Source organism: Mycobacterium deserti, from assembly GCF_025345615.1.
Classification (GTDB): domain Bacteria; phylum Actinomycetota; class Actinomycetes; order Mycobacteriales; family Mycobacteriaceae; genus Mycobacterium; species Mycobacterium deserti.
Map to the genome: position 1 here is coordinate 594,809 of NZ_JAODWD010000001.1, position 23,396 is coordinate 618,204.

At 67.5% G+C, this 23,396-nt stretch carries 24 protein-coding genes and 1 tRNA gene; 11 read left to right on the plus strand and 14 right to left on the minus strand.

What is annotated here, in order from left to right:
* Positions 1 to 39 precede the first annotated feature (39 nt).
* Positions 40 to 900 carry a LysR family transcriptional regulator gene (locus N4S67_RS02945; RefSeq protein WP_260991432.1) on the plus strand — a complete coding sequence of 287 codons (861 nt, stop codon included), beginning with the start codon at positions 40 to 42 and terminating at the stop codon, positions 898 to 900.
* Positions 901 to 927: 27 nt separating this feature from the next.
* On the opposite strand, the gene N4S67_RS02950 is transcribed toward N4S67_RS02945, so the two are convergent.
* From N4S67_RS02950 to N4S67_RS02970, 5 genes are all read right to left on the minus strand, one after another.
* A tRNA-Ala gene (locus N4S67_RS02950) sits at positions 928 to 1,000 on the minus strand.
* 54 nt (positions 1,001 to 1,054) lie between these two features.
* Complete coding sequence (sepX, locus tag N4S67_RS02955) at positions 1,055 to 2,008, minus strand: divisome protein SepX/GlpR (RefSeq protein WP_260991433.1); 954 nt, start codon at positions 2,006 to 2,008, stop codon at positions 1,055 to 1,057.
* Between the two features lie 166 nt (positions 2,009 to 2,174).
* Positions 2,175 to 2,828 (minus strand): GNAT family N-acetyltransferase, encoded by a 654-nt coding sequence (locus N4S67_RS02960; protein WP_260991434.1) that lies wholly within the window; start codon positions 2,826 to 2,828, stop codon positions 2,175 to 2,177.
* 21 nt (positions 2,829 to 2,849) lie between these two features.
* Positions 2,850 to 4,109 (minus strand): molybdotransferase-like divisome protein Glp, encoded by a 1,260-nt coding sequence (gene glp, locus N4S67_RS02965; RefSeq protein ID WP_260991435.1) that lies wholly within the window; start codon positions 4,107 to 4,109, stop codon positions 2,850 to 2,852.
* A 26-nt stretch (positions 4,110 to 4,135) separates the two neighbouring features.
* Positions 4,136 to 5,047, minus strand: coding sequence for a UTP--glucose-1-phosphate uridylyltransferase (locus tag N4S67_RS02970; protein WP_260991436.1), 912 nt, complete (start codon positions 5,045 to 5,047; stop codon positions 4,136 to 4,138).
* 62 nt (positions 5,048 to 5,109) lie between these two features.
* On the opposite strand from N4S67_RS02970, the gene N4S67_RS02975 reads away from it, so the two are divergent.
* From N4S67_RS02975 to mscL, 4 genes are all read left to right on the plus strand, one after another.
* Positions 5,110 to 5,697 carry a 5-formyltetrahydrofolate cyclo-ligase gene (locus tag N4S67_RS02975; protein WP_260991437.1) on the plus strand — a complete coding sequence of 196 codons (588 nt, stop codon included), beginning with the start codon at positions 5,110 to 5,112 and terminating at the stop codon, positions 5,695 to 5,697.
* Positions 5,698 to 5,755: 58 nt separating this feature from the next.
* Entirely contained in the window at positions 5,756 to 6,115 is a 360-nt protein-coding gene (locus N4S67_RS02980; RefSeq protein WP_260991438.1) for an FmdB family zinc ribbon protein, read from the plus strand.
* Between the two features lie 67 nt (positions 6,116 to 6,182).
* Complete coding sequence (locus tag N4S67_RS02985; RefSeq protein ID WP_260991439.1) at positions 6,183 to 6,833, plus strand: SAF domain-containing protein; 651 nt, start codon at positions 6,183 to 6,185, stop codon at positions 6,831 to 6,833.
* A 124-nt stretch (positions 6,834 to 6,957) separates the two neighbouring features.
* On the plus strand, positions 6,958 to 7,404 hold the full coding sequence (mscL, locus tag N4S67_RS02990; protein ID WP_260991440.1) for a large-conductance mechanosensitive channel protein MscL: 447 nt from the start codon (positions 6,958 to 6,960) through the stop codon (positions 7,402 to 7,404).
* A 61-nt stretch (positions 7,405 to 7,465) separates the two neighbouring features.
* On the opposite strand, the gene N4S67_RS02995 is transcribed toward mscL, so the two are convergent.
* From N4S67_RS02995 to rpmF, 7 genes are all read right to left on the minus strand, one after another.
* The gene (locus N4S67_RS02995; protein WP_260991441.1) at positions 7,466 to 8,104 is read right to left on the minus strand and encodes an MspA family porin; all 639 of its coding nucleotides are present in this window, start codon (positions 8,102 to 8,104) and stop codon (positions 7,466 to 7,468) included.
* A 389-nt stretch (positions 8,105 to 8,493) separates the two neighbouring features.
* Positions 8,494 to 8,652: a hypothetical protein gene (locus tag N4S67_RS03000; protein ID WP_260991442.1), complete on the minus strand. Its 159-nt coding sequence runs from the start codon at positions 8,650 to 8,652 to the stop codon at positions 8,494 to 8,496.
* Between the two features lie 158 nt (positions 8,653 to 8,810).
* Positions 8,811 to 9,356 (minus strand): MogA/MoaB family molybdenum cofactor biosynthesis protein, encoded by a 546-nt coding sequence (locus N4S67_RS03005; protein ID WP_260992027.1) that lies wholly within the window; start codon positions 9,354 to 9,356, stop codon positions 8,811 to 8,813.
* Between the two features lie 29 nt (positions 9,357 to 9,385).
* Positions 9,386 to 10,720 carry a S1C family serine protease gene (locus tag N4S67_RS03010; RefSeq protein ID WP_260991443.1) on the minus strand — a complete coding sequence of 445 codons (1,335 nt, stop codon included), beginning with the start codon at positions 10,718 to 10,720 and terminating at the stop codon, positions 9,386 to 9,388.
* Between the two features lie 147 nt (positions 10,721 to 10,867).
* On the minus strand, positions 10,868 to 12,280 hold the full coding sequence (locus N4S67_RS03015; protein WP_260991444.1) for a HAMP domain-containing sensor histidine kinase: 1,413 nt from the start codon (positions 12,278 to 12,280) through the stop codon (positions 10,868 to 10,870).
* Positions 12,281 to 12,417: 137 nt separating this feature from the next.
* On the minus strand, positions 12,418 to 13,107 hold the full coding sequence (locus N4S67_RS03020; protein ID WP_260991445.1) for a response regulator transcription factor: 690 nt from the start codon (positions 13,105 to 13,107) through the stop codon (positions 12,418 to 12,420).
* An 85-nt stretch (positions 13,108 to 13,192) separates the two neighbouring features.
* Positions 13,193 to 13,366 (minus strand): 50S ribosomal protein L32, encoded by a 174-nt coding sequence (gene rpmF, locus N4S67_RS03025; protein ID WP_260991446.1) that lies wholly within the window; start codon positions 13,364 to 13,366, stop codon positions 13,193 to 13,195.
* Between the two features lie 221 nt (positions 13,367 to 13,587).
* Between rpmF and N4S67_RS03030 the strand changes: the two genes are divergently transcribed.
* Genes N4S67_RS03030 through N4S67_RS03055 form a run of 6 tightly spaced genes read left to right on the plus strand, consistent with a single transcriptional unit; the run spans position 13,588 to position 21,941 of the window.
* On the plus strand, positions 13,588 to 15,273 hold the full coding sequence (locus N4S67_RS03030; protein WP_260992028.1) for an acyclic terpene utilization AtuA family protein: 1,686 nt from the start codon (positions 13,588 to 13,590) through the stop codon (positions 15,271 to 15,273).
* Positions 15,270 to 16,430 carry an acyl-CoA dehydrogenase family protein gene (locus N4S67_RS03035; RefSeq protein ID WP_260991447.1) on the plus strand — a complete coding sequence of 387 codons (1,161 nt, stop codon included), beginning with the start codon at positions 15,270 to 15,272 and terminating at the stop codon, positions 16,428 to 16,430. The genes N4S67_RS03030 and N4S67_RS03035 overlap by 4 nt, the downstream gene beginning before the upstream one ends.
* On the plus strand, positions 16,427 to 18,022 hold the full coding sequence (locus N4S67_RS03040) for an acyl-CoA carboxylase subunit beta (protein ID WP_260991448.1): 1,596 nt from the start codon (positions 16,427 to 16,429) through the stop codon (positions 18,020 to 18,022). The genes N4S67_RS03035 and N4S67_RS03040 overlap by 4 nt, the downstream gene beginning before the upstream one ends.
* A gap of 38 nt (positions 18,023 to 18,060) precedes the next feature.
* Positions 18,061 to 19,983, plus strand: coding sequence for an ATP-binding protein (locus N4S67_RS03045; protein WP_260992029.1), 1,923 nt, complete (start codon positions 18,061 to 18,063; stop codon positions 19,981 to 19,983).
* 3 nt (positions 19,984 to 19,986) lie between these two features.
* Positions 19,987 to 21,153 (plus strand): acyl-CoA dehydrogenase family protein, encoded by a 1,167-nt coding sequence (locus N4S67_RS03050; RefSeq protein WP_260991449.1) that lies wholly within the window; start codon positions 19,987 to 19,989, stop codon positions 21,151 to 21,153.
* The gene (locus N4S67_RS03055; RefSeq protein ID WP_260991450.1) at positions 21,153 to 21,941 is read left to right on the plus strand and encodes an enoyl-CoA hydratase family protein; all 789 of its coding nucleotides are present in this window, start codon (positions 21,153 to 21,155) and stop codon (positions 21,939 to 21,941) included. The genes N4S67_RS03050 and N4S67_RS03055 overlap by 1 nt, the downstream gene beginning before the upstream one ends.
* Here the strand turns inward: N4S67_RS03055 and N4S67_RS03060 are convergent.
* Positions 21,938 to 22,843: an HTTM domain-containing protein gene (locus tag N4S67_RS03060; protein ID WP_260991451.1), complete on the minus strand. Its 906-nt coding sequence runs from the start codon at positions 22,841 to 22,843 to the stop codon at positions 21,938 to 21,940. The genes N4S67_RS03055 and N4S67_RS03060 overlap by 4 nt on opposite strands.
* Complete coding sequence (locus N4S67_RS03065) at positions 22,840 to 23,388, minus strand: hypothetical protein (RefSeq protein ID WP_260991452.1); 549 nt, start codon at positions 23,386 to 23,388, stop codon at positions 22,840 to 22,842. The genes N4S67_RS03060 and N4S67_RS03065 overlap by 4 nt, the downstream gene beginning before the upstream one ends.
* Between the last annotated feature and the right edge of the window lie 8 nt (positions 23,389 to 23,396).

Here is a 23,396-nt window from a genome sequence, read left to right on the forward strand (position 1 = left end):
AACCTAATGCATGTATTGGGTCTGCCATACGCTTGAGTTATGGATTGGAATCTGCGGGAGCTTCGATTCTTCGTCGTGGCCGCGGAAGCGGGTTCATTCACCGAAGCCGCGGAGCAGCTTCATGTGTCGCAAGCAGCGGTGTCGCGCACGATCGCGGGCCTGGAAAGGACAGTCGGAGACAGGTTATTGCGGCGTGTCCCGAGAGGATGCGAGCTGACAACCCCAGGGCAGCTCATCGTGCCTCATGCACGCAGGGTGCTGTCCGAGGCAGACAGTTTCACGAGCTTCCTGAGATCGCGCCAGGCCGTCCTGCGGTTGGGATACGCGTGGGCTGCGATAGGGCGGCACACGGCCCGCCTGCAACGGGACTGGGCTCAGCGCCACGATGCGGTCGAGTTGCAACTCGTGCGGCACAACTCACCCACTGCCGGTCTGGCCGAAGGGCTGTGCGACGTCGCAATAGTGCGACGAGCAGTTGATGAAAAGCACTTCAAGTCCGTGGTGGTGGGGCTGGAACGGCGGCTTGTGGCATTTGCGTCCGATGATTCGCAGTGGTCGCGACGTCGTCAGTTGAGCTTGGCCGAGATCGCCGACCGGGCAGTGGTCATCGATCCCCGGGTGGGGACCACCAGCAGTGAGTTGTGGCATGGCGCCGCTGCGCAACCACGATTCATCGAATCCGCCGATGTGGACAGTTGGCTCGACACCATTGCCGCGGGACGCGGCGTGGGAATCACTGCCGATGCCACCGCCCACCACCATGCGCGCCCCGGGGTGATTTTCCGGCCGATCAAGGACGGCCCTCGCATACCGGTCAGGCTTGCCTGGTGGCACGACCACCGGCCCACCGGATTGAGCGACCTGGTGGACAGCGTTACCCAGCTTTATGCGACGGGGTGAGCCGGACACTGAGCTCTGAAGATTGTGTGGAGCTAAGGGGAATCGAACCCCTGACCTACTCGATGCGAACGAGTCGCGCTACCAACTGCGCCATAGCCCCTGATACCGGTAGCACAGGCTACCAGTCGCGACGCGTCGGTCGAAACCGACGGCGCTACTGGCCTGCCGCGCGAGGCAGGTCGAATCCCCGGGCGAACGGCGCGTAGTCGAGGTGCTCGAAGATCGGGTCCTCATCGTCGATCTCGAGCACCACCGAACCGGGCCTGCGCAACCGTGAGGGCACGACGTCGAACTCCCTGTCGTCGGTGTTCTCCACGCCAAGGCGCGACCGTGCCATCCGCTGTGCCCGCCTGCGGCGCAACCTCTCCTCGATGCGGGTCTGGCGCCGCAGGTATCCCAGGTACAGCACGGTGACCACGCCGATGGCGCCACACATCCACCACAGCGCAGGTGCCACGAGGTAGGCCGCGACAACCGAGGCGATCAGCGTCGCCGCCATCGCCATCAGCATGCGCCTGCGGAATCTGTACTTGCGGGCGCTCACCGCGGCGGCCGTCTTCGACTCGTACCGACGCTCGCGCGCCGCGCTCAGCGAATCGGCCAGCCGCAGGTCGGTCTCCGACGCAGCCTCCAGACCCGAAGAATCGGCGACATATTCGTACTCGTCGTCGGCCTCGTCACTCTCGTCGCTCTCGTCGCTCTCGGCGATGTCGGCGGTCTCGACGGCCTGAACCTCGACGGTTTCGACCGCTTCGAGGGCAGGCTCGTCGAAAGGCAATGGCAATTCGCCTGATTCGCTGTCCTCCGACCGCTCTTCGACGGCCTCGACGACCGCGGCGCGCACCACCGGTTCGTCCTCGGCGCGCTCGTCGAGGTCCTCGTCGAGATCGTCTTGAGACGGCTGCCAGTCGGGATCGCTGGCGTGGCCGGCCGCGGGGCGCGGGCGGCGCAGCCGGGCATTGCTCCCGCTGTTGAGCACGCGCGTCGCGAGCGCCACATCGCTGGTGCGCCGGACGGCGTCGCGCTTGCTGATCAGCATCGGCACCAGCACGAACAGCCAGAGAACGACGAGGGAAATCCACAGAAGTGATTGGGGGATGCTTGGCATGTCGCCTGCTCCTTTCCCCTTCAGGCTAGGTCCGTGACCTGCGCATCCATGGGCGGCGCGCCGAGACCAATTACACACCTGTAATTCAGTGCGAGCAAGCACCAACAGTCACAAATGTCACATTTGTAACACCGTGGCCTGAATTGCTGTCACGAAGCACCGTGACCTACGTCCAGTTCGCGTGCCCGTGGCGGACCAGCGCCGACGCCGCGGAGCCGTTGAGTTCCTCGACGGTGATGGCGACCAACTTGTGGTCGCGCCATGCGCCGTCGACCTCGAGGTAGCGCCGAAGCAGCCCCTCCTCGCGGAACCCGGCCTTCGTCAGCACGGCGCGGCTCGCGGCGTTCTCTGGACGCACCGTCGCCTCGACACGGTGCAGCATGACCGGGCCGAAGCAGTGGTCGAGGCCCAGCGCCAGCGCCGCGGTCGCCACCCCTCCCCCGGTGATCGAACTGGCCACCCAGTAGCCGATCCATGCCGAGCGCAGCGCACCATGGGTGACGTTGCCGATGGTCAGCTGTCCGCTGAACTGCCCGTCCACCTCGATGACATACGGCAGCATGCGGCCTTTACGAGCTTCCGAGCGTAGGCCCGAACACACCGACGGCCACGACGTGATCGCATGCCGCGTCTCCCAATCCATGCCCGTTGCCGGCTCCCACGGCTCGAGGTGAGCGCGGTCGGCGAGCCTGGTGCGGCTCCACACGGCGCCGTCGCGCAGCCGCACCGGCCGCAACCGGACCACGCCGGCGCGCACCCGCAACGGTCCAGCAGGCATCGGCCAACCCGGATGCATCGAACTGGACCGCAACAGACTCACGCCGGGCGCCGCATGGTCGAATCAGCCGCGCTGGGCCAGGAATGCGACGTCGACGATCTCACCGGTGCGGACCTCTTCGGCCTCGGTGGGGATGGTCACCAGACAGTTCGCCTCGGCGAGCGTGGCAAGTAGATGAGAAGCGCCCGGTGCCCCGCCGAGCGCCTGCACCAGGTATTCGCCGGTGTCCTGATCGCGCATCAACTGCCCACGCAGGTAACCCTTGCGGCCCGCGACCGAATTGATCGGAGACAGCGTGCGTGCCTGCACGATTCGCCGGTGTGCCTGTCGCTTGCCCAGCGACAGCCGAATCAGCGGACGCACCATCACCTCGAACACCACGAGCGCGCTGACCGGATTGGCCGGCAGCAGGAACACGGGCACGCCGTCGCGGCCGAGTTGGCCGAACCCCTGCACCGAGCCCGGATGCATCGCGATGCGCGTCACCTCCATCTCGCCGAGGTCGGCGAGCACCGACCGGACGGCTTCTGCGGCCGCACCGCCGACGGCGCCTGCGATCACCACCACCTCGGCGCGGTTGATCTGCCCCTCGACCACTTCGCGCAGTTCCTTCGGGTCGGTGTCGACGATGCCGACCCGGTTCACCTCGGCGCCCGCATCGCGGCCGGCCGCGGCCAGTGCGTAGGAGTTGACGTCGTAGACCTGGCCGTTGCCCGGCGTCCGGGACACGTCGACCAGCTCACCACCCACGCACATCACCGACAACCGCGGCCGCGGATGCACCAGGACGCGATCGCGCCCCACCGCGGCCAGCAGGCCCACCTGGGCGGGACCGATGATCGTGCCCGCGCGCACCGCCACGTCACCGGGCTGCACGTCGTCGCCGGTGCGACGGACATAGGCCCCCGACCGGACGCCGCGCAGCACGGTCACCCGGGCCTCGCCGCCGTCGGTCCAGCGCAGCGGAAGCACCGCGTCGGCGAGCGTCGGCATCGGCGCGCCGGTCTGCACGCGAGCGGCCTGCCGAGGCTGCAACCGGCTCGGGTTGCGCGCGCCCGCCTCGATCGAGGCCATCACGGGGAGGCTGACCTCGCGGTCGCCCTCGTCGTCGCCGTCCTCCTCGTCACCGCCGACGCCCAGCACGTCGACGCTGCGCACGGCGTATCCGTCGATCGCCGCCTGGTCGAATCCGGGCAGCGGTCGCTCAGTGACAACCTCCTCGGCGCACATCAGTCCCTGCGCCTCGGCGATCGCCACCCGGACCGGCCGCGGCGCTACCGCCGCAGCCGCAACTCGCGCTTGCTGTTCCTCGACCGAACGCACCGCACCCCTATCTGGACTCAGGGGCTTCAGCAGTCGATCAGCCCCAGTCGTTCTACCAGCCACCGTCGCAAATCGGGCCCGTAGTCGTCGCGCTCCAACGCAAAGTCAACCGCAGCCTTGAGATAGCCGCCGGGATTTCCGAGGTCGTGTCGAGAGCCGCGGTGCACGACGACGTGCACGGGATGGCCCTCGTTGATCAGCAACGCGATCGCGTCGGTCAACTGAATCTCGCCACCGGCGCCTCGCGGAACCCGCTTGAGCGCATCGAAGATCGCCCGGTCGAGCACGTAGCGGCCCGCGGCCGCATACGGTGACGGCGCATTCTCGGCCTTGGGCTTCTCGAACATCCCCTTGACCCGCATCACGTTCGCGTTGTTCGTGTCTTTGACGGGTTCGACGTCGAAGACGCCGTACGCGCTGATCTCGTCGCGGGGTACCTCGATGGCGCACAGCACCGAGCCGCCGCGCTTCGCGCGCACCTTCGACATGGTCACGAGCACCCCGGTGGGCAGCACCAGATCGTCGGGCAACAGCACCGCGATGGCGTCGTCCTCGGGTGTCAGAACGGGTTCCACACAGCCGACCGCGTGGCCGAGACCCAGCGGTTGCGCCTGCACCACCGACTCGACCTTGATCAGCTCGGGCGCCCGGCGGACCTTCTCCAGCATCGACGTCTTGCCGCGCGCTTCGAGGGTGCCCTCGAGTACGAGATCCTCGACAAAGTGCGCCACCACGCTGTCTTTGCCCTCGGAGGTGACGATGACCAGGCGCTCGGCGCCCGCTTCGGCGGCTTCGGCGGCCACCAGTTCGATCCCGGGTGTGTCCACAACGGGCAGAAGCTCTTTGGGAATCGTCTTGGTAGCGGGCAGGAATCGCGTCCCCAGTCCCGCCGCCGGGACGACCGCGGTGTGTGGAATCGTTACCTCAGGCGGTGTCACGGTTGACAGATTAACCTCCGGAGGTCGGTTAAACCCGCCGAGGACGCTTTTGGAGGCGGCACGTGAGCGAGACGAAGGACGTGCTGCGCGGCGCGATCCTCGCTGCCCGCCGTGCCGTATCCGCCCAGCAGCGCGCCGTCGAGGCGCGTGCACTGGTCGCGCACTCGGCGTCGCTGGTCGTCGAAGGCTCAACCGTGTGCGCGTACGTCCCGGTCGGGTCCGAACCGGGCTCTCTCGAACTGATCGACTCGCTGCACCGTCGGCACGTCCGGGTGCTGCTGCCGGTCGCCGCGGACGTCGAGCAGCCGCTGCAGTGGGGTGAATACCGCCCCGGTGGTCTGATCGACGCGCAATTCGGCCTGCGCGAGCCCGCCGAACCGCGGCTATCCGCCGAGGCCATCGCGAGCGCGTCGGTGGTGCTCGTGCCCGCGCTGGCGGTGGACCGCGCAGGGGTACGGCTGGGGCGCGGCGCCGGCTTCTACGACCGCAGCCTCCCGCTGGCCTCGACGTCGGCGCGGCTGGTCGCAGTCGTGCGCGACGACGAGCTTGTTGAGCGGCTGCCCGCCGAACCCCACGACGTGCGCGTAACGCATGCGCTGACGCCGAATGCGGGCCTGGTGGCCCTGTCGGGAATGACGCGAGCCACATAGCGGTTCTGGCACTTCAGCCGGTAGAGTGCTAAATACTTAACTCGTCTCGGAGGTTGTCGTGCCCACCTACTCCTATGCATGCACCGAATGCGGTCACCGGTTCGATGCGGTGCAGGCGTTCAGTGACGACGCGCTGACGACGTGCGGCGAGTGCAACGGTCGTCTGCGCAAGCTCTTCGGCAATGTCGGAGTGGTGTTCAAGGGCAGCGGCTTCTACCGCACCGACAGCCGCGAGTCGGCCAAGACGTCGTCGAACGGGTCCTCGAGCAGCAGTTCGGAGTCGTCGAGTTCATCGACGTCGTCGGAGAAATCCGACACGTCCTCAGCCAAGTCGTCCGACAAGTCGAGTTCGAGCTCTTCGAGCGACTCGAAGTCCGGCTCCAGCAGTTCGGCCCCGGCCGCTGCGGCCTCCAACTGACCGGAGTTATCCACAGGCGGGCTCGAGCCCGTCCCCTGGTTGACCCCCGCTGCCTACGGTGGCAGTCATGGGGGAGTCTCTGAATCCGTCGGCGTTAGGCCGGCTCGCCGCGCTGCGCCCCGACTGGTCCCGTACGGTCGCGGCGCGCCGAATCGCGGCGGGCGGGCTGGTCGTGCTGGCCGCCGTCGCCGCTTTTCGCCCGGACCCGGCCGACGACCGCACCGACATCGTGGTCGCGGCACGCGATCTGGCGCCCGGAATCGAACTCACCGGCGACGATGTGCGTCTCGAAAGCCGCATTGTCACAACGGTTCCCGACGGTTCGCAAGCCGATCTGAGCGCTGTGGTCGGCGCAACGCTGGCCGGCCCGGCCAGACGGGGCGAGCCGCTCACCGATGTACGCCTCCTCGGGCCCCGACTGGCCGAGTCGGCGGCGGGGCCGACCGCGCGGATCGTTCCGCTTCACCTCGACGACCCCGCGCTGCTCGACCTCATTCGCCCCGGCGACGTGGTCGACGTCCTCGCCGCCAAGGACGCCGACGTCGAGGCGCAACCACAGGTTGTCGCGACGGATGCGATCGTCGTGCTGGTGTCGGCGAAGCCGAGCGGGCCCGGCGCCGGCGGCGACCGCGTCGTGCTGGTCGCCTTACCCGGTCACGCCGCCAACGAGGTCGCGGCAGCGGCGCTGGTGCAGACGGTCACCTTGACGTTCCACTGAAGTCCTCCTCAAGGCTGCGGCAGCGGCGTGGTGGGCGCAACGGCGGTGCCGTGGCCTACTCACCCGCGGACTAACGTGACGTTTCTCCAATTCGGGGACATCAATGTCAGGAAGGGCGCAGCGCATGTTGAAGGGGTTCAAAGAATTTCTGGCCCGCGGCAATATCGTCGACCTCTCGATCGCAGTGGTCATCGGTACCGCGTTCACGGCGCTGGTCACCAAGTTCACCGAGAGCATCGTGGCGCCGCTCGTCAACCGCGTCGGTGCCGGGGGCGACGCCGACTTCGGCATCCTGCGATACGACATCGGCGGCGGACAGGCCATCAATCTCAACATCCTGCTGTCGGCCGCGGTCAACTTCATCCTGGTCGCGGCGGTGGTCTACTTCCTTGTCGTGGCACCGTACAACCGCTTGCGCAAGAAGGGTGAAGTCGAGCAGGCGCAGGACACCGAACTGACGCTGCTGACCGAGATCCGCAACATCCTCGCCGAGGCCAACGGGGCCACTGCCACCGACACCACCGCGCTCAGTCCCGGCACCGCCCACACGACGAGCGCGGACAAGTCGTAGCCGAACAGAACACAAAACAGCCCCCGGGTCACCCCGGGGGCTGTCTTGTCAGAGCTGGGAGTTAGTTCATGTTCCAGGGCTCGCCGTAGGTGGTGACGCTGTCACCAGCCGAGGAGATGAGCCGAGCGAACGGACGCAGCAGCACACCGCCGGCAGCGCCGGTCACCGTGCCGTGTGCGTTCGACACCGCCACACCGCCGTTGGCGCCCTCGACGTCAACCGAGAACGTCGCGACCTCCGTGATACCGGGGCCGTTGCCGAGGTCGGCGTTGATCGACACACCGGGGAACAGGTTCGGCGTGGTGATGAACCCGGCGCTGAAATCGCCCACGGCAGGCAGCGGCGCCTGGTCGAACAGGATGTTCGGGGTGGTGTAGTTGAAGTTGATACCCACACCCAGCGACCAGGGGAAGCCGATCTGGTAGCCGAGCTCGAGGGTGCCCTCGAAGTCGTCGGCGCCCTCGCCGGCGACGATGTACTTCGCACGGCCACTGTGGAACCACTCACGGGTCAGCCGGTTGCGGTCCAAGGGGAAGACACCATTGAGGAAGGTGTCCCACTGCTGGATGGTCAGGGTCCGGTCCTGTCCGTCCACCAGACTCAGTTCGTTGTCCAGACCTGCGTGAGAGGTGCCAGTGCTCACGAACAGCGACGCAACGGCCGCGACCATCGCGATCAGCACCCGACTGATTGCCTTCATGTTCTCCCTAGCTATTCGACGGTGGCCCGGGCTGGACCACCGTGTTGTTGTTCGTGCCTGGCCGTACACCTACACCACACACGACGCAAGAGTCACATGTGACGCAAATGAGAATCCTCACATGCTGCTCTTACGTTTTGCTCATCGTTGACACGAGGAACATAACGGTGGCGCAACCACCCGGCAACGCGAGGGTCAGCCGACACGATGTTGCGGCGAGGGCGCCGGGAAGTTTGCTGATACGCGCGCGTGGCGTCAGCGCCGCATCGGCCGTACCTGCCCGGCTCCGCCACCATGATCAATTCCGATTCGCCGCCTCATACGCCGCCACCGGATACGACGAACGGGCGGCCGTCCCGCCCGGCCGCTCCTCGGGATGAAAAGGCAGTTCAGAGGTGGTGTGGCGGCGTGTTGTCGCGCATCCACCGCTCGCGTTCGGCCTCGTCGTCGGGCGAAATAATGTCGCGCTCGTCAGCCGACATGTCGCGCCAGGGATCCGCGGGTCGAAAGTTAACTGCCCCTGGCGGCGGCTCTGCGCTGTCAGTCACAGTCGATCTTTACTGTGACAAAGATCACATTCGGCGAAAGATTGCTGTTCACCGGGGGTTAACAATCCGGCGGGCGTGCCGACACCGCCCGGGCGCGCGCGGCGGCGGGCGGTGCGGCGTCGACGGGTGTGGCGACGTATCGCCAGCGAGTCCACTCGCTAGATCTCCAAGCTGGATAGCTGGCCGATGATCTGGACGGCGAGCGGACTGAGCGTGGCCATGCCGTCGCGTACCGCCGCACGAGACCCGGCGAGGTTAACTACGAGCGTGCTGCCGGAGATTCCGGCGAGTCCGCGCGACACCCCGGCGTCGACGATGCCCGCCGATAGTCCCGACGCACGCAGCGCCTCGGAGATGCCGAGCAGTTCGCGGTCGAGGATGTCGAGCGTCGCCTCGGGCGTCACATCGCGCGGGGTGACCCCGGTGCCGCCGACCGATACGACCAGGTCGACGCCGCCGATCACGGCCGTGTTCAGGGCGTTGCGGATCTCGACCTCGTCGGAGGAGACCACGACGACACCGTCGACGACGAACCCCGCCTCACCCAGCAATTCGGTGACCAACGGTCCGCTGTGGTCTTCCTCGTCTCCGTGCGCGGTGCGGTCATCCACGACCACGACCAGAGCGCGGCCCACCAACTCCCCAGGCTGTTCCATGACTGCAACCGTATAACTCGGAACAGACAGAGACGCGGCCACTCTCAGTGCGGTGGGCCCGGGTCCGGGCCCGGGGCTCACTGCGGCGCCTTTCCGAGCGTGACCTGCACCGTCTGCGGCTTGCCCGTGGGATCCAGGTACGTCAGGGTCACCGAGTCGCCGGGCGCCTTGGACCGGACCGCTGCGACCAGCGCGTCGGCGCTGTTGATCACCCGGTCATTGACCTTCGTGACCACGACGCCGCTGGGCAGACCGGCCTTGGCCGCCGCGCCGCCCTCGGTGACCTCGACGATGCGCGCACCGTCGGTTGCCGCGTCGTTGCCCACCTGCACGCCGAGTGACGCGTGCGCGGCGGTTCCGTTCTCGATCAGTTCGTCAGCGATGCGCTTGGCCTGGTCGACGGGGATGGCGAAGCCCAGCCCGATCGATCCGCTCTGCGCTTGTGGCCCGGCGTCGCCACCCAGCGTGGCGATGGCCGAGTTGATGCCGACGAGCTCGCCCTTCATGTTGACCAGCGCGCCGCCCGAGTTGCCGGGGTTGATCGCGGCATCGGTCTGGATCGCGTCGAGCACCGTGTTCTGGTTGCGCGCGTCGCCGCCCGCGGCCACGGGCCTGTTCAGCGCGCTGATGATGCCGGTGGTCACGGTGCCCTCCAGGCCGAGCGGCGAGCCGATCGCCACCACATCCTGTCCCACCCGCAGGTCGGCCGACGAGCCGATCGTGACGGGCGTCAGGTCCGACACCCCCTGGGCGCGAACGACTGCGATGTCGCTGCTCGGGTCGGTGCCGACAACGGAGAACGGCGCGGTGCGGCCGTCGGCGAACGTCACCTTGGTCTGCCCGGCACCGGGCCCACCCGGGGTGTCCTGCGCGCCCGACACGACGTGGTTGTTGGTCAGGATGAGACCGTCGGAGGACAGCAGCACCCCCGAGCCCTCCTCGGATGCGCGACCCATCTCGACTTCGAGCTTGACGACGCTGGGCACCACCTTCGCCGCCACCTGCTCGACCGAGCCTGCGGGCAGGCTTGCGGCGGGAACGCTGGGCGCCGCGCCGCCGAGCGCCGAGGTGGCTCCGGGCGAGTTCGGTTGCGCCAGCAGTGCGACGCCCCCGCCGATGCCGGAAGAGACGATCGCCACGGCGATAGCGCCTGCGGTCAAAGCGCCTGCACGCGAACGCTTTTGAGGTGGTCGCGGAGCCGGCGGCTGTTGCGGTGCGCCACGGTAGGGGTCGTAGGGCGCGCGAAAGGTCTGCGTGGGATGCGGTTGCTGCTGCGTCGTGTAGCGCCAGTCGTACTGCTGCTGGTACGAACCGGGCCGGTGCGGACCGGGGTAGCCGGACGCCGCTTGCTCGTGCCCACTCGGCCGGCGGCCCGGCGGCGGTGGCGGCGAGTACCTCGGATGGTTCGTCATGTCGCTGCGGTGCTCTTCCTCTGGTAGGGCCTCGACTGTCCCGGTCTGTCCCGTTCGGTCTCGTTCAGCTAAACGTGTGGGCGCATGCTCACAGTGCCCAAATGGGCTGAGAATCCACTTAGAGAACCATCGACACTTGCATAGACTTCAGCCATTGTCGGCATTGCCCGATGGCGAGTCCACGCCCTTGGGAGCGTGTCGGACTTCGATGCGCTCGGTCACAGCGTCGGTCATCGGCCGGCCGGGCAACACCACATGAATCGAGGCACCCGGCGGCTGCCCGCCCGGGACGGTGTCCTGGACGCGCAGCGTACCGCCGTGTTTGAACACCACCTGTTTCACGATGGCCAGCCCGAGCCCGGAACCGGGCATCGCTCGGGCGGACGCCGAACGGAAGAACCGGTCGAACACCATTCCCCGCTCCTCCGGCGGAATACCCGGGCCCTGGTCGGAGACCACGAGTTCGGCGTGCGCCGGGGCGACCTGAGTCAACCGGACGCCGACCCGCCCTCCGGGTGGACTCCATTTCGCCGCGTTGTCCAGCAGGTTGAGCACCGCTCGCTCCAGCCCGCCGCCGTCGCCGTAAACCTGCCAGGGCGTGATCGTCACGTCGAAGTCGATGTCGTTGCGCCGACGGCGAACCCGCTCCAGCGAGCGGTCCACGACTTCGGACATGTCGACGGGCTCGTGAATGACCCCGCCGGCCTCCTCACGGGTGAGGTCCACGAGATCGCCCACGAGAGTGGACAATTCCTCGATCTGGCCGACGACGTCCGCGCGCAGCTCGGCCATCTCGTCCTCCGGCAATCGCGGCGCGCCGGGGGCCATCGAGGCGATCAGCAATTCGACGTTGGTGCGCAACGACGTCAGCGGCGTTCGTAGCTCGTGGCCGGCGTCGGTGACCAGCCGCGCCTGGCGGTCGCGGGATTCGGCGAGGGCGCGCAACATCATGTTGAACGCCTCGGTGAGCCGGGCCAGCTCGTCGCTGCCGAACACCGGGATGGGCCTCAGGTCGTCGGTACGGGCGACCCGTTCGGCCGCCTCCGTCAGCCGCGCTACCGGGCGCAGCCCGGCGCGGGCCACCGCGCCACCGGCCATCGCGGCCACCACCACCCCGACTCCGCCGATGATGAACAACACGGTGCCCAACCGGTTGAGCACCTGGATCGTCGGCCACATGCTCTTGGAAATCAGTAACGAGCTGTCATTGGACAGGTGCATGGCCAGGACCCGTTGATGGTTGACGCTGCGCAGCGACATGATCAGCTCGCCCTTGATCACCGCCTTCTCGGGGCTGCCGAGCGGAAGCGTCTGGCCCTCCTGGTTCGCGGTGAAGATGGCGCGTCCCGGAACCACCAGCATCGCGTTGACGTCGGAGTAGGCGGTGCCCTCGATGGCCTTGCCGGGGTCACTGGCAAGCGACCCGCTCTCGATCAGCAGCCGCGCGCGGCTGTGCAGTTGGTTGTCGACGTCGTCGTAGAGCGCGCGTGACATCACGGCCCAGACGGCCACGGCCATCAACACCACGACCATCGCCACCATTGACATTGCGAGCAGCATCACCCGCCACCGCAACGACAGTGAACTGCTCGTCGGCGGAGCCGACAATCCAGCGCTCGTCGGCGGAGCCGACAATCCAGCGCTCGTCGGGCGCGCCGACGCCGTGGGCCTCGGCCGCTTGAGTCTTGAAACGAACATCACGGAGGCGTCTCGCGCAGCACATAACCCACCCCGCGCACGGTGTGGATCAGTCGCGGCTCTCCTTCGGACTCGGTCTTGCGGCGCAGATATCCGACGTATACCTCGAGGGCGTTGCCGGACGTCGGGAAATCGAAGCCCCACACCTCTTCGAGGATTCGGCTGCGGGTGAGCACCCGCCTGGGGTTCGCAATCAACATCTCCAACAGCGCGAACTCGGTGCGGGTGAGGCTGATCGAGCGCTGCCCGCGGGTCACCTCCCGGGTGATCGGGTCCAGCGACAGGTCGGAGAAGGTCAGCGCAGGTGTGTCGGCGCCGTCCTCGGGGATGGTGCGGCGCCGCAGCAGCGCGCGCATCCGCGCGAGCAGTTCCTCCAAGGCGAAGGGTTTCGGCAGGTAGTCGTCGGCGCCCGCGTCCAGACCGGCGACCCGCTCGGACACCGAATCGCGCGCAGTGAGGACCAGGATCGGCAGGTCGTCGCCGGTGCTGCGCAGCTGGCGGCACACTTCCAGGCCGTCGAGCCGCGGCATCATCACGTCGAGGACCAGAGCATCGGGCCGATCACTCGAGATTCGGTCAAGGGCTTCGAGGCCGTCCTGGGCCAATTCGACGGAGTAACCGTTGAATGACAGGGAGCGGCGCAGCGATTCGCGCACCGCGCGATCGTCGTCGACGACAAGAATGCGCACAGCCACAGTGTCGACTGCTTATCTGAGAGTGACCTGAGAGGCGGGTGGGAGCCGTTCGACCGGCGACATCGCTGGTGGGAAGAGGTTAGCGGCGATCCAGATCGATAAGGCCGAGACGTGCGGCCTTGAGCAGGCGACGCGGCACCTTGTGCTGCTGGCCGGCGACCGTCACGCCGACGAGGTTGGGGCGCTCGGCTTTCCACTGCGCACGCCGGCTACGGGTGTTCGAACGCGACATCCTGCGCTTGGGCACAGCCATGATCGGAATCTCCTCTTGAACGGGCTAAGTCTTCGCACCGCGCGCATCTGCGGCGTCGGCGATTGCTGTTCAGGATAGCCCGTGAGCTGCGTAGCCTCCAAAACATCGCCAATGCCTTGACGCGATACCGCCGGTACCCGCTAACCTACCGGTTGGTTGGCAGCGCGGCGATTCGGTGATTGGAGGCCTGCGTGACTTCATCGACCGGTTCTGTCGGGCCCGTGCGCATCGGCAATTGTTCGGGTTTCTACGGCGATCGGCTCGCGGCCATGCGCGAGATGCTCACCGGCGGTGACCTCGACTACCTGACCGGCGATTATCTCGCCGAGCTGACGATGCTGATCCTGGCCCGCGATCGCGCCAAGTCGCCCGCCCGCGGCTACGCAAAGACCTTCCTCACCCAGCTCGAGGGCTGCCTCGGCCTCGCGCTCGACCACGGCGTGCGCATCGTCGCCAACGCAGGCGGTCTCAACCCGGCGGGGCTCGCCGACGCGGTGCGTGCGCTGGCCGAACGCCTCGGCCTGCACGTGCGGGTCGCCCACGTCGAGGGTGACGACCTGGTGGCGCGGTCGGCGGAATTCGGGTTCGACAGTCCACTCGCCGCCAACGCCTACCTCGGCGCATGGGGCATCGTCGACTGCCTCGCCGCAGGCGCCGACGTCGTCGTGACCGGGCGGGTGACCGACGCGTCGGTGATCGTCGGACCCGCCGCCGCCCACCACGGCTGGGCGAGTACCGACTACGACCGGCTGGCCGGCGCGATCGCCGCCGGGCACGTCATCGAATGCGGCGCCCAGGCCACCGGCGGCAACTACGCGTTCTTCACCGAGGTCGACGACCTGATCCACCCCGGCTTCCCGCTCGCCGAGATCCACGCCGATGGATCGTCGGTGATCACCAAGCACCCCGGTACCGGCGGCGCCGTCACCGTCGGCACCATCACCGCCCAACTGCTGTACGAGATCACCGGCGCCCGCTATGCCAACCCCGACGCGACCCTGCGTATGGACACCCTCGAGTTGTCCGACGACGGACCCGACAGGGTGCGCATCAGCGGTGCGCGGGGCGAGCCGCCCCCTCCGACGCTGAAGGTGTCGCTCAACAGCGTCGGCGGGTTCCGCAACGAGATGACGCTGGTGCTCACCGGGCTCGACATCGACGCCAAGGCGGACCTGGTGCGCCGCCAGCTGGAAACCAGCCTGACGGTCAAGCCCGCCGAGATGGAATGGACGCTGGCCCGCACCGACCATCCCGATGCCGACACCGAGGAGACGGCCAGCGCGCTGCTCCGGTGCGTGGTGCGCGATCCCGACCCGAACAATGTCGGACGCCGGTTCTCTTCGGCGGCAGTCGAACTCGCACTGGCGAGCTACCCCGGTTTCCATGCCACCAGTCCACCGGGTCAAGGGCAGGTGTACGGCGTCTTCACGCCCGCCTACGTGCCCGCGACCGAGGTGCCGCACGTGGCCGTACATGCCGACGGCACCCGTGTCGACATACCTCCTGCCACCGACACTGCCCAGTTGGCCGACGTGCCAACGCCGTCGCTACCCGAGCCTCCCGCGCTGGGCGAGACCAGACGGGCACCGCTCGGGCTGATCGCCGGAGCCCGCAGCGGCGACAAAGGCGGCAGCGCCAACGTCGGCGTCTGGGTGCGCACCGACGCCCAGTGGCGCTGGCTTGCGAACACGCTGACCGTGGACGCGTTGCGCGAATTACTGCCTGAGACAGCCGATCTGCCGGTCACCAGGCATCTGCTTCCCAACTTGCGCGCGGTGAACTTCGTCATCGACGGCATCCTCGGCGAGGGAGTGGCCTACCAAGCGCGGTTCGACCCGCAGGCCAAAGGACTGGGTGAATGGCTGCGCAGCAGAATCTGCGACATACCGGAGGAGTTGTTGGCGTGAGCATCTGGCACACATCTGAACGCGAGCAGCTGCGAAAAGCAGTGCGCGCCTTCGCAGAACGTGAGGTACTGCCTCACGTGAACGAATGGGAGCACAGCGGCGAGCTGCCGCGCGAGTTGCACCGCAAGGCCGGTGACGCCGGACTGCTCGGCGCAGGATTTCCCGAAGCGGTCGGCGGAGGCGGCGGCGACGGCGCGGATGCCGTGGTCATCTGCGAGGAGATGCACTATGCCGGCGCGCCGGGCGGGGTGTTCGCCTCGCTGTTCACCTGTGGCATCTCGGTGCCCCACATGATCGCCTCTGGCGACCAGCGCCTGATCGACACCTATGTGCGTCCGACGCTGCGCGGCGAGTTGATCGGCAGCCTCGCGATCACCGAACCAGGCGGCGGTTCGGACGTCGGGCATCTGACCACCAAGGCGGTGCGAGACGGTGACGACTACATCATCAACGGCGCCAAGACCTACATCACCTCCGGCGTGCGCGCCGACTACGTCGTGACCGCGGTGCGCACGGGCGGATCAGGCGCGGCGGGGGTTTCGCTGATCGTTGTCGACAAGAACACACCGGGGTTCGAGGTGACCCGCAAGCTCGAGAAGATGGGCTGGCGGTCGTCGGATACCGCTGAGCTGTCCTACACCGACGTCCGTGTCCCCGCGGCGAATCTGATCGGCGCCGAGAACACCGGGTTCTTTCAGATCGCAGGCGCGTTCGTCTCCGAGCGCGTCGGACTCGCCGCACAGGCCTACGCCAGCGCGCAACGTTGCCTCGACCTGACCGTCCAATGGTGTAGGGACCGTGAGACATTCGGCAGGCCGCTGATCTCACGCCAGCAGGTACAGAACACGCTGGCCGAGATGGCGCGGCGGGTCGACGTCGCGCGGATCTACACCCGCCATGTCGTCGAGCGCCAAATGCTTGAGGGAGGGCCGGGCGGCCCTAATATGATCGCCGAGGTGTGCTTCGCCAAGAACACCGCCGTCGAGGCGGGTGAATGGGTGGCCAACCAGGCAGTGCAATTGTTCGGCGGCATGGGCTATATGGCCGAGTCCGAGGTCGAGCGTCAGTATCGAGATATGCGCATCCTCGGAATAGGCGGCGGCACAACAGAAATCTTGACCTCGCTGGCTGCCAAGACATTGGGCTACCAAGCATGACGGCACTGCGCTCCGTACTCGATGCAGCGTCGCCCGCTTACACCGAGGCCGCCGCGGCGATGACCGAGAAGCTCGCCGAACTCGACGCGGAGCACGCCAAGGCGCTCGGCGGTGGCGGCGAGAAGTACGTGCAACGGCACCATTCCCGCGGCAAACTGACGGCGCGCGAACGCATCGAGATGCTCGTCGACCCCGACTCGCCGTTCCTGGAGTTGAGCCCGCTGGCCGCGTGGGGCAGTGCCTTCACCGTCGGCGCCAGCGTGGTGGTCGGTATCGGCGCGGTCGAGGGCACCGAATGCCTGATCGTCGCGAACGACCCGACGGTCAAGGGGGGTACGAGCAACCCGTGGACGCTGAAGAAGATTCTGCGCGCCAACCAGATTGCGCTGCAGAATCGGTTGCCGGTGGTGTCGCTCGTCGAATCGGGCGGCGCGGACCTGCCGACGCAGAAGGAGATCTTCATCCCCGGCGGCCGGATGTTCCGCGACCTCACGCGACTGTCGGCGGCCGGGATCCCGACTGTCGCGCTGGTATTCGGCAACTCGACCGCAGGCGGCGCGTACATTCCCGGAATGTCGGACCACGTCGTGATGATCAAGGAACGGTCGAAGGTGTTCCTGGCAGGCCCACCGCTGGTGAAGATGGCCACGGGCGAGGAATCCGACGACGAATCGTTGGGCGGCGCCGAGATGCACGCGCGCACATCGGGTCTGGCGGACTACTTCGCGGTCGATGAGCTCGACGCGATCCGCATCGGCAGGCGCGTCGTGGCGCGGCTGAACTGGCGCAAGGAGGGCCCGGCCCCGGCGCCCGTCAGCGAGCCGCTGTTCGACGCGGAGGAACTGCTCGGCATCGTCGGCACCGATCTGCGGATCCCGTTCGATCCCCGTGACGTCATCGCCCGCATCGTGGACGGCTCCGACTTCGACGAGTTCAAACCGCTCTACGGGTCGTCCCTGGTGACGGGATGGGCGCGGCTCTACGGCTATCCGATCGGCATCCTCGCCAACGCCCGCGGGGTGCTGTTCTCCGAGGAGTCGCAGAAGGCCACCCAGTTCATCCAGCTCGCCAACCGCTCCGACACGCCACTGTTGTTCCTGCACAACACCACCGGTTACATGGTCGGCCGCAAGTACGAGGAGGGCGGGATGATCAAGCACGGCTCGATGATGATCAACGCCGTCTCGAACTCGACCGTCCCGCACATCTCGTTGTTGATCGGCGCGTCCTACGGCGCCGGGCACTACGGCATGTGCGGCCGCGCCTACGACCCGCGTTTCCTGTTCGCCTGGCCGAGCGCAAAATCCGCGGTGATGGGCGGCGCCCAGCTGGCCGGCGTGCTCTCGATCGTCAGCCGCGCCGCCGCCGAGTCCCGCGGTCAGCAGGTCGACGAGGATGCCGACGCGGCGATGCGGGCGGCGGTTGAAGGTCAGATCGAGGCCGAGTCGCTGCCCATGGTGCTCTCGGGGATGCTGTACGACGACGGGGTGATCGACCCCCGCGACACCCGCACCGTGTTGGGAATGTGCCTGTCCGCCATCGCGAATGGCCCGATCAAGGGGACGTCGAACTTCGGCGTCTTCAGGATGTGAGCGATGAGAGCTTGCGCGAAGAGCAGAAAGCACGGCCGATGATCCGTCGAGTAATGGTCGCCAACCGCGGGGAGATTGCCCGCCGGGTGTTCGCCACCTGCCGCCGCCTCGGCATCGGCACGGTCGCCGTGTACACCGATCCCGACGCCGCATCGCCACACGTCGCCGAGGCCGACGCCGCGGTCCACTTGAACGGCACCACCGGATATCTCGATACTGCGCAGTTGATCGCCGCGGCGAAAGCCGCCGACGCCGACGCGATCCATCCAGGCTACGGATTTCTCTCGGAGAACGCGGACTTCGCCGCCGCGGTCATCGACGCCGGACTGACATGGGTCGGCCCGCCCGTGGCGGCGGTGGCCGCGATGGGCTCCAAGATCGAGGCCAAGAAGTTGATGTCGGCCGCCGGCGTGCCGGTGCTGGAAGAGCTGGATCCGGACACGGTGACAGCCGACCAGCTGCCCGTGCTGATCAAGGCGTCGGCGGGCGGTGGTGGGCGCGGTATGCGCATCGTGCGCGAACTTTCAGAGCTGCAGGGCCAAGTGGAGGCCGCCAGCCGCGAGGCGCAGTCGGCGTTCAGCGACCCAACCGTTTTCTGCGAGCGCTACCTGGCGGCCGGGCATCACGTCGAGGTGCAGGTGATGGCCGACGTGCACGGCACGGTGTGGGCCGTCGGTGAACGCGAATGCTCGATTCAGCGGCGCCACCAGAAGATCATCGAAGAGGCGCCGTCGCCGTTGGTGGAGCGGACGCAGGGCATGCGCGCCAAGCTGTTCGACGCCGCGCGGTTGGCCGCCGCCGCGATCGGATACAGCGGCGCGGGCACCGTCGAGTTCATGGCCGACGAGAAAGGCGACTTCTTCTTCCTCGAGATGAACACCCGCCTGCAGGTCGAGCACCCGGTCACCGAGGCCACCACCGGGCTGGATCTCGTCGAGCTGCAACTGCACGTCGCCGACGGCGGACGCCTGGATGCGCACGCCCCTCCGTCGCACGGGTCATCCATCGAGGCGCGGCTGTACGCGGAGGACCCCGCCAAGGGGTGGCAGCCGCAGGCGGGCACCGTGCACCGCTTCGACGTGCCCGGCCAGGTCAGGGTCGACACCGGCGTCGTCGACGGCACGACGGTGTCCATCTACTACGACCCGATGATCGCCAAGGTCATCTCGTACGCCCCGACACGCCGGCAGGCCGCGGGCGCGCTCGCCGACGCACTCGCTCGAGCCCACATCCACGGGGTGCGCACCAATCGCGACCTGCTCGTCAATGTGTTGCGGCATCAGGCATTCCTCGACGGCGCCACCGATACCGCGTTCTTCGACACCCACGGACTGGCTGAACTGGCCGCACCGCTGTCCGACGAGCGCGCGGTCGCGCTGTCCGCAGTGGCGGCCGCATTGGCCGAGGCCGCGCAGAACCGGGCGACGGCGGCGGTCTTCGCGGCGGCCCCGAGCGGCTGGCGCAACGTGTCGTCGAGCTATCAGTCGAAGTCCTACCAAGGCCCGCAGGGCGAGATCGAGGTGCGCTACCGCTTCACCCGATCCGGCGTCGATGTGCCCGACCACCCCGCTGTCGCCCTCGTGTCGTCCGCGCCGGAGAAGGTTGTGCTCTCGGTCGACGGCGTGGACCGACCGTTCCACGTCGCGCGCTACGCCGACGCGGTCTTCGTCGACTCCCCGCTGGGACCGGTCAGTCTTGTTGCGCAGCCACGCTTTCCCGACCCGGACTCCGCCATCGCCCAGGGCTCATTGCTGGCACCGATGCCCGGGTCGGTGTTGCGGGTCGGCGCGGCGGTCGGCGACACCGTCACCGCCGGACAGCCGCTGGTGTGGCTCGAGGCGATGAAGATGGAGCACACCATCACCGCGCCCGGCGACGGGGTGCTCGCAGAACTTCACGTCGAACCCGGCCAGCAGGTCGACGTCGGCACCGTGCTCGCCCTTGTGGCAGAAGGAGATTGACAGATGAGCTTCATCGAGACCACCGAACAGCAGGCACTGCGCAAGGCCGTCGCGGCAATGGCCGCGAACTACGGCCAGGACTACTACCTGGAGAAGGCGCGCGCCGACCAGCACACCGACGAGTTGTGGTCCGAAGCAGGCAAACTCGGCTTCATCGGCGTCAACCTGCCGGAGGAGTACGGCGGCGGCGGCGCGGGTATGTACGAGCTGTCCCTGGTCATGGAGGAGATGTCGAGCGCCGGGTGTCCGTTGCTGCTGATGGTGGTCTCCCCCGCCATCAACGGCACGATCATCGCCAAGTTCGGCACAGAGGACCAGAAGAAGCGCTGGCTGCCCGGCATCGCCGACGGTTCGATCACCATGGCGTTCGCGATCACCGAACCCGACGCCGGGTCCAACAGCCACCGCATCACCACCACCGCGCGCCGCGACGGCAGCGACTGGATTCTGTCCGGCCAGAAGGTGTACATCTCCGGCGTCGACCAGGCGCAGGCGGTGCTGGTGGTCGGGCGCGCCTACAAGGACGGAGTGGCCAAATCCGAGTCGCTCCGGCCTGCGCTGTTCATCGTGCCCACTGACACACCGGGCCTGAGCTGGACCAAGATCGAGATGGAACTAGTCAGCCCCGAGAACCAGTTCCAGGTGTTCCTCGACGAGGTCCGGCTGCCCTCCGATGCGCTGGTGGGTTCCGAAGACGCCGCGATCGCGCAGTTGTTCGCGGGTCTGAACCCGGAGCGGATCATGGGGGCGGCCAGCGCCGTCGGCATGGGCAGGTTCGCGATCGACAAGGCGGTCGACTACGTCAAGACCCGGCAGGTGTGGAAGACACCGATCGGCGCCCATCAGGGATTGTCACATCCGCTGGCGCAGAACCACATCGAGATCGAGCTCGCCAGACTGATGATGCAGAAGGCCGCGACCCTCTACGACAACGGCGACGACGTGGGGGCCGCGGAGGCGGCGAACATGGCCAAGTACGCGGCAGGCGAGGCATCGGTGCGCGCGGTCGACCAGGCAGTGCAGTCGATGGGCGGCAACGGGTTGACCAAGGAGTACGGCATCGCCGCGGCGGTGACCGCCTCGAAGCTGGCCCGCATCGCCCCGGTCAGCCGGGAGATGATCCTGAACTTCGTCGCGCAGACGTCGCTGGGCCTCCCCAGGTCGTACTGATGGGCGGCCCGGTCCGCTACACCGTCGACGGCAGCGTCGCGCGGCTCACCCTGGATTCGCCGGACAACCGCAACGCGCTGTCCACCGCGCTGGTCGACGGGCTGCACAAGGGGTTGACGGACGCGACCGAGAATCCCGGCGTGCGCGCGGTGGTTCTCGACCACACCGGCGGAACATTCTGCGCCGGAGCCGATCTCGCTCAAGCTTCGGGCAGTGGGCCGGCCGCCGACCCTGCCGAGCTGGCCGTCGACCGCGCCCGCGAAATGACCCGGCTACTACGGCGCATTCTCGAGCTGCCGGTCCCGGTGATCGGCGCCATCGACGGGCACGTCCGTGCGGGCGGCCTCGGCCTGGTCGGCGCGTGCGACATCGTCGTCGCGGGTCCGTCGAGCACCTTTGCCTTGACGGAGGCGCGCATCGGTGTTGCGCCTTCGATCATTTCGCTGACGCTGCTGCCCAAGATGACTGCGAGGGCGGCGGGCCGCTACTTCGTCACCGGAGAGAAGTTCGGTCCCACCGTCGCGGCGGAGATCGGCTTGGTCACGATCGCGGCCGACGACGTGTCGACCACGGTGTCGGAACTGAGCGCGGCTATCGGCAAGGCATCCCCGCAGGGACTCGCCGCGTCGAAAGCGTTGACCACGCGCGGCATTCTGGAGTCCTTCGACAACCACGCCGAAAACCTGACCAGGCAGTCGGCGGATTTGTTCGTCTCCGACGAGGCGCGCGAAGGCATGCTGGCCTTCCTGCAGAAGCGTCCGCCGAACTGGACTTCGACGAATTCCTAAGCCGCTTGGGCCTTTTCCGCGGACCGCCAGTTGCGAAGGCGCGACGGAGCGTCGCGCACGGCGTCGGCCGGTACGAACGCGACATAGAGCACGAACATCGCAACACTGAAGAACGCGATATTGAGATTGATCATGATCGCGAGGTGCATCACCACGCCGGCGATCAGAACCGGCAAGCGAAGTCGCCGGTTCCAGACGAGCACCGCGAGCGCCAACTCGATGAGCAGCGTGGCCCACGTCAGTGCATTGACCGCAATCGCGTTGCTGGCCAGCCATTCCGGCGCGGGCCACGTCGCCCACCTGCCGTCGCTGCGCCAGGCATAGAACACCGCCGACCCCTCCAGCCACGTCTTTCCGGTGAGCTTCGCTTGGACCGAAACGAGATAGATCACCGATAGCTGCACCTGCAGCAGCCGCACCGGCCACACCGAGCGGGTCTGCGCCGACCAGAACGACCCGGTGCGGCGTCGTTGATCGAGCGACAGCGCCGCACCGCAGGAGCAGAGTGCCAGGATGAGCGCGACGATGATCAGGATCGCGTCGCCTGCGTTGACGATGTAGACACCGCGCCGTACGAACGACTGGAGTAGGACGAACATCAAAACGGCGGCAACGCGGCTGTGCCAGCCCACAGTCAGTGCCAGGGCCGACACCAAGAGCAGTGCCCAACTGATCGACAGCGCCGTATCGCCACGCCAGATCTCGAGCACGGTCCACTGGTAGTCCAGCCTGCTGGGTTGGGGGGCGACACCCTCCTCGCCGAACACCTCGAACAAGTCCGGAAGCAGCGTCAGCGTCCACACCACGACGGCTATGCCGGACACGATCCGCACCAGCCCGAGCGTGTACATCGGTTCAGCGCTGAACCAGAACCTGCACCACGCGTCTCTGATCGACGTCATCGGGCTTCTCCCAGCTGCTCCTGATAGATCAGCTTCGTCGCGGTGGGCCGACGACTCCCGCGCTCCTGATCCGCGGGCGGCTGGAGCGTTTCTGTATGAAGTGTCATCTGAACGGCGACTGGGCGCTCGTTCGGCTCGGTCACCTGTCGCACCACCCAATGGGCGAACTGCGGTCGCAGATTCGCGTCGAGCACCACCCAGTACCGGACCCCCAGCCATCGGTCCCACCAACCGATACCCGGCTGACCCGGCTGTGACGTCCACGTCCTGATCTCGCCGTCGGCCATCTTCACCTGGACCTCGATGGTGTCGGCGCGCCTGGTCGGATCCGGCGCGTACATCGCCCAACCCTGGTCCAGGCCGGTCGGCACCGCGACCGGCGCCAGGACCGGCTGCAACGCCCGTTTGATCGGCGACTCCGGAAGGTTCCACGCGACGCACACCAGCAGGGCGATCGCGAGCAGACCACTGATCACGCGCTTACCGAGCCGCGATTCCTCGAACCGCTGCTGGACGCCCCGCTCGTTGTCGTCGCCATCAGCCACACGCAGAT

Bases quoted from the DNA above. Each gene is read 5' to 3' on its own strand.
- N4S67_RS02945 (WP_260991432.1), top strand. From the start codon at position 40: ATGGATTGGAATCTGCGGGAGCTTCGATTCTTCGTCGTGGCCGCGGAA.
- sepX (WP_260991433.1), bottom strand. From the start codon at position 2,008: ATGCCAAGCATCCCCCAATCACTTCTGTGGATTTCCCTCGTCGTTCTC.
- N4S67_RS02985 (WP_260991439.1), top strand. From the start codon at position 6,183: ATGGGGGAGTCTCTGAATCCGTCGGCGTTAGGCCGGCTCGCCGCGCTG.
- mscL (WP_260991440.1), top strand. From the start codon at position 6,958: ATGTTGAAGGGGTTCAAAGAATTTCTGGCCCGCGGCAATATCGTCGAC.
- N4S67_RS02995 (WP_260991441.1), bottom strand. From the start codon at position 8,104: ATGAAGGCAATCAGTCGGGTGCTGATCGCGATGGTCGCGGCCGTTGCG.
- N4S67_RS03010 (WP_260991443.1), bottom strand. From the start codon at position 10,720: ATGACGAACCATCCGAGGTACTCGCCGCCACCGCCGCCGGGCCGCCGG.
- N4S67_RS03015 (WP_260991444.1), bottom strand. From the start codon at position 12,280: ATGCTGCTCGCAATGTCAATGGTGGCGATGGTCGTGGTGTTGATGGCC.
- rpmF (WP_260991446.1), bottom strand. From the start codon at position 13,366: ATGGCTGTGCCCAAGCGCAGGATGTCGCGTTCGAACACCCGTAGCCGG.
- N4S67_RS03040 (WP_260991448.1), top strand. From the start codon at position 16,427: ATGACGGCACTGCGCTCCGTACTCGATGCAGCGTCGCCCGCTTACACC.
- N4S67_RS03045 (WP_260992029.1), top strand. From the start codon at position 18,061: ATGATCCGTCGAGTAATGGTCGCCAACCGCGGGGAGATTGCCCGCCGG.
- N4S67_RS03050 (WP_260991449.1), top strand. From the start codon at position 19,987: ATGAGCTTCATCGAGACCACCGAACAGCAGGCACTGCGCAAGGCCGTC.
- N4S67_RS03055 (WP_260991450.1), top strand. From the start codon at position 21,153: ATGGGCGGCCCGGTCCGCTACACCGTCGACGGCAGCGTCGCGCGGCTC.
- N4S67_RS03060 (WP_260991451.1), bottom strand. From the start codon at position 22,843: ATGACGTCGATCAGAGACGCGTGGTGCAGGTTCTGGTTCAGCGCTGAA.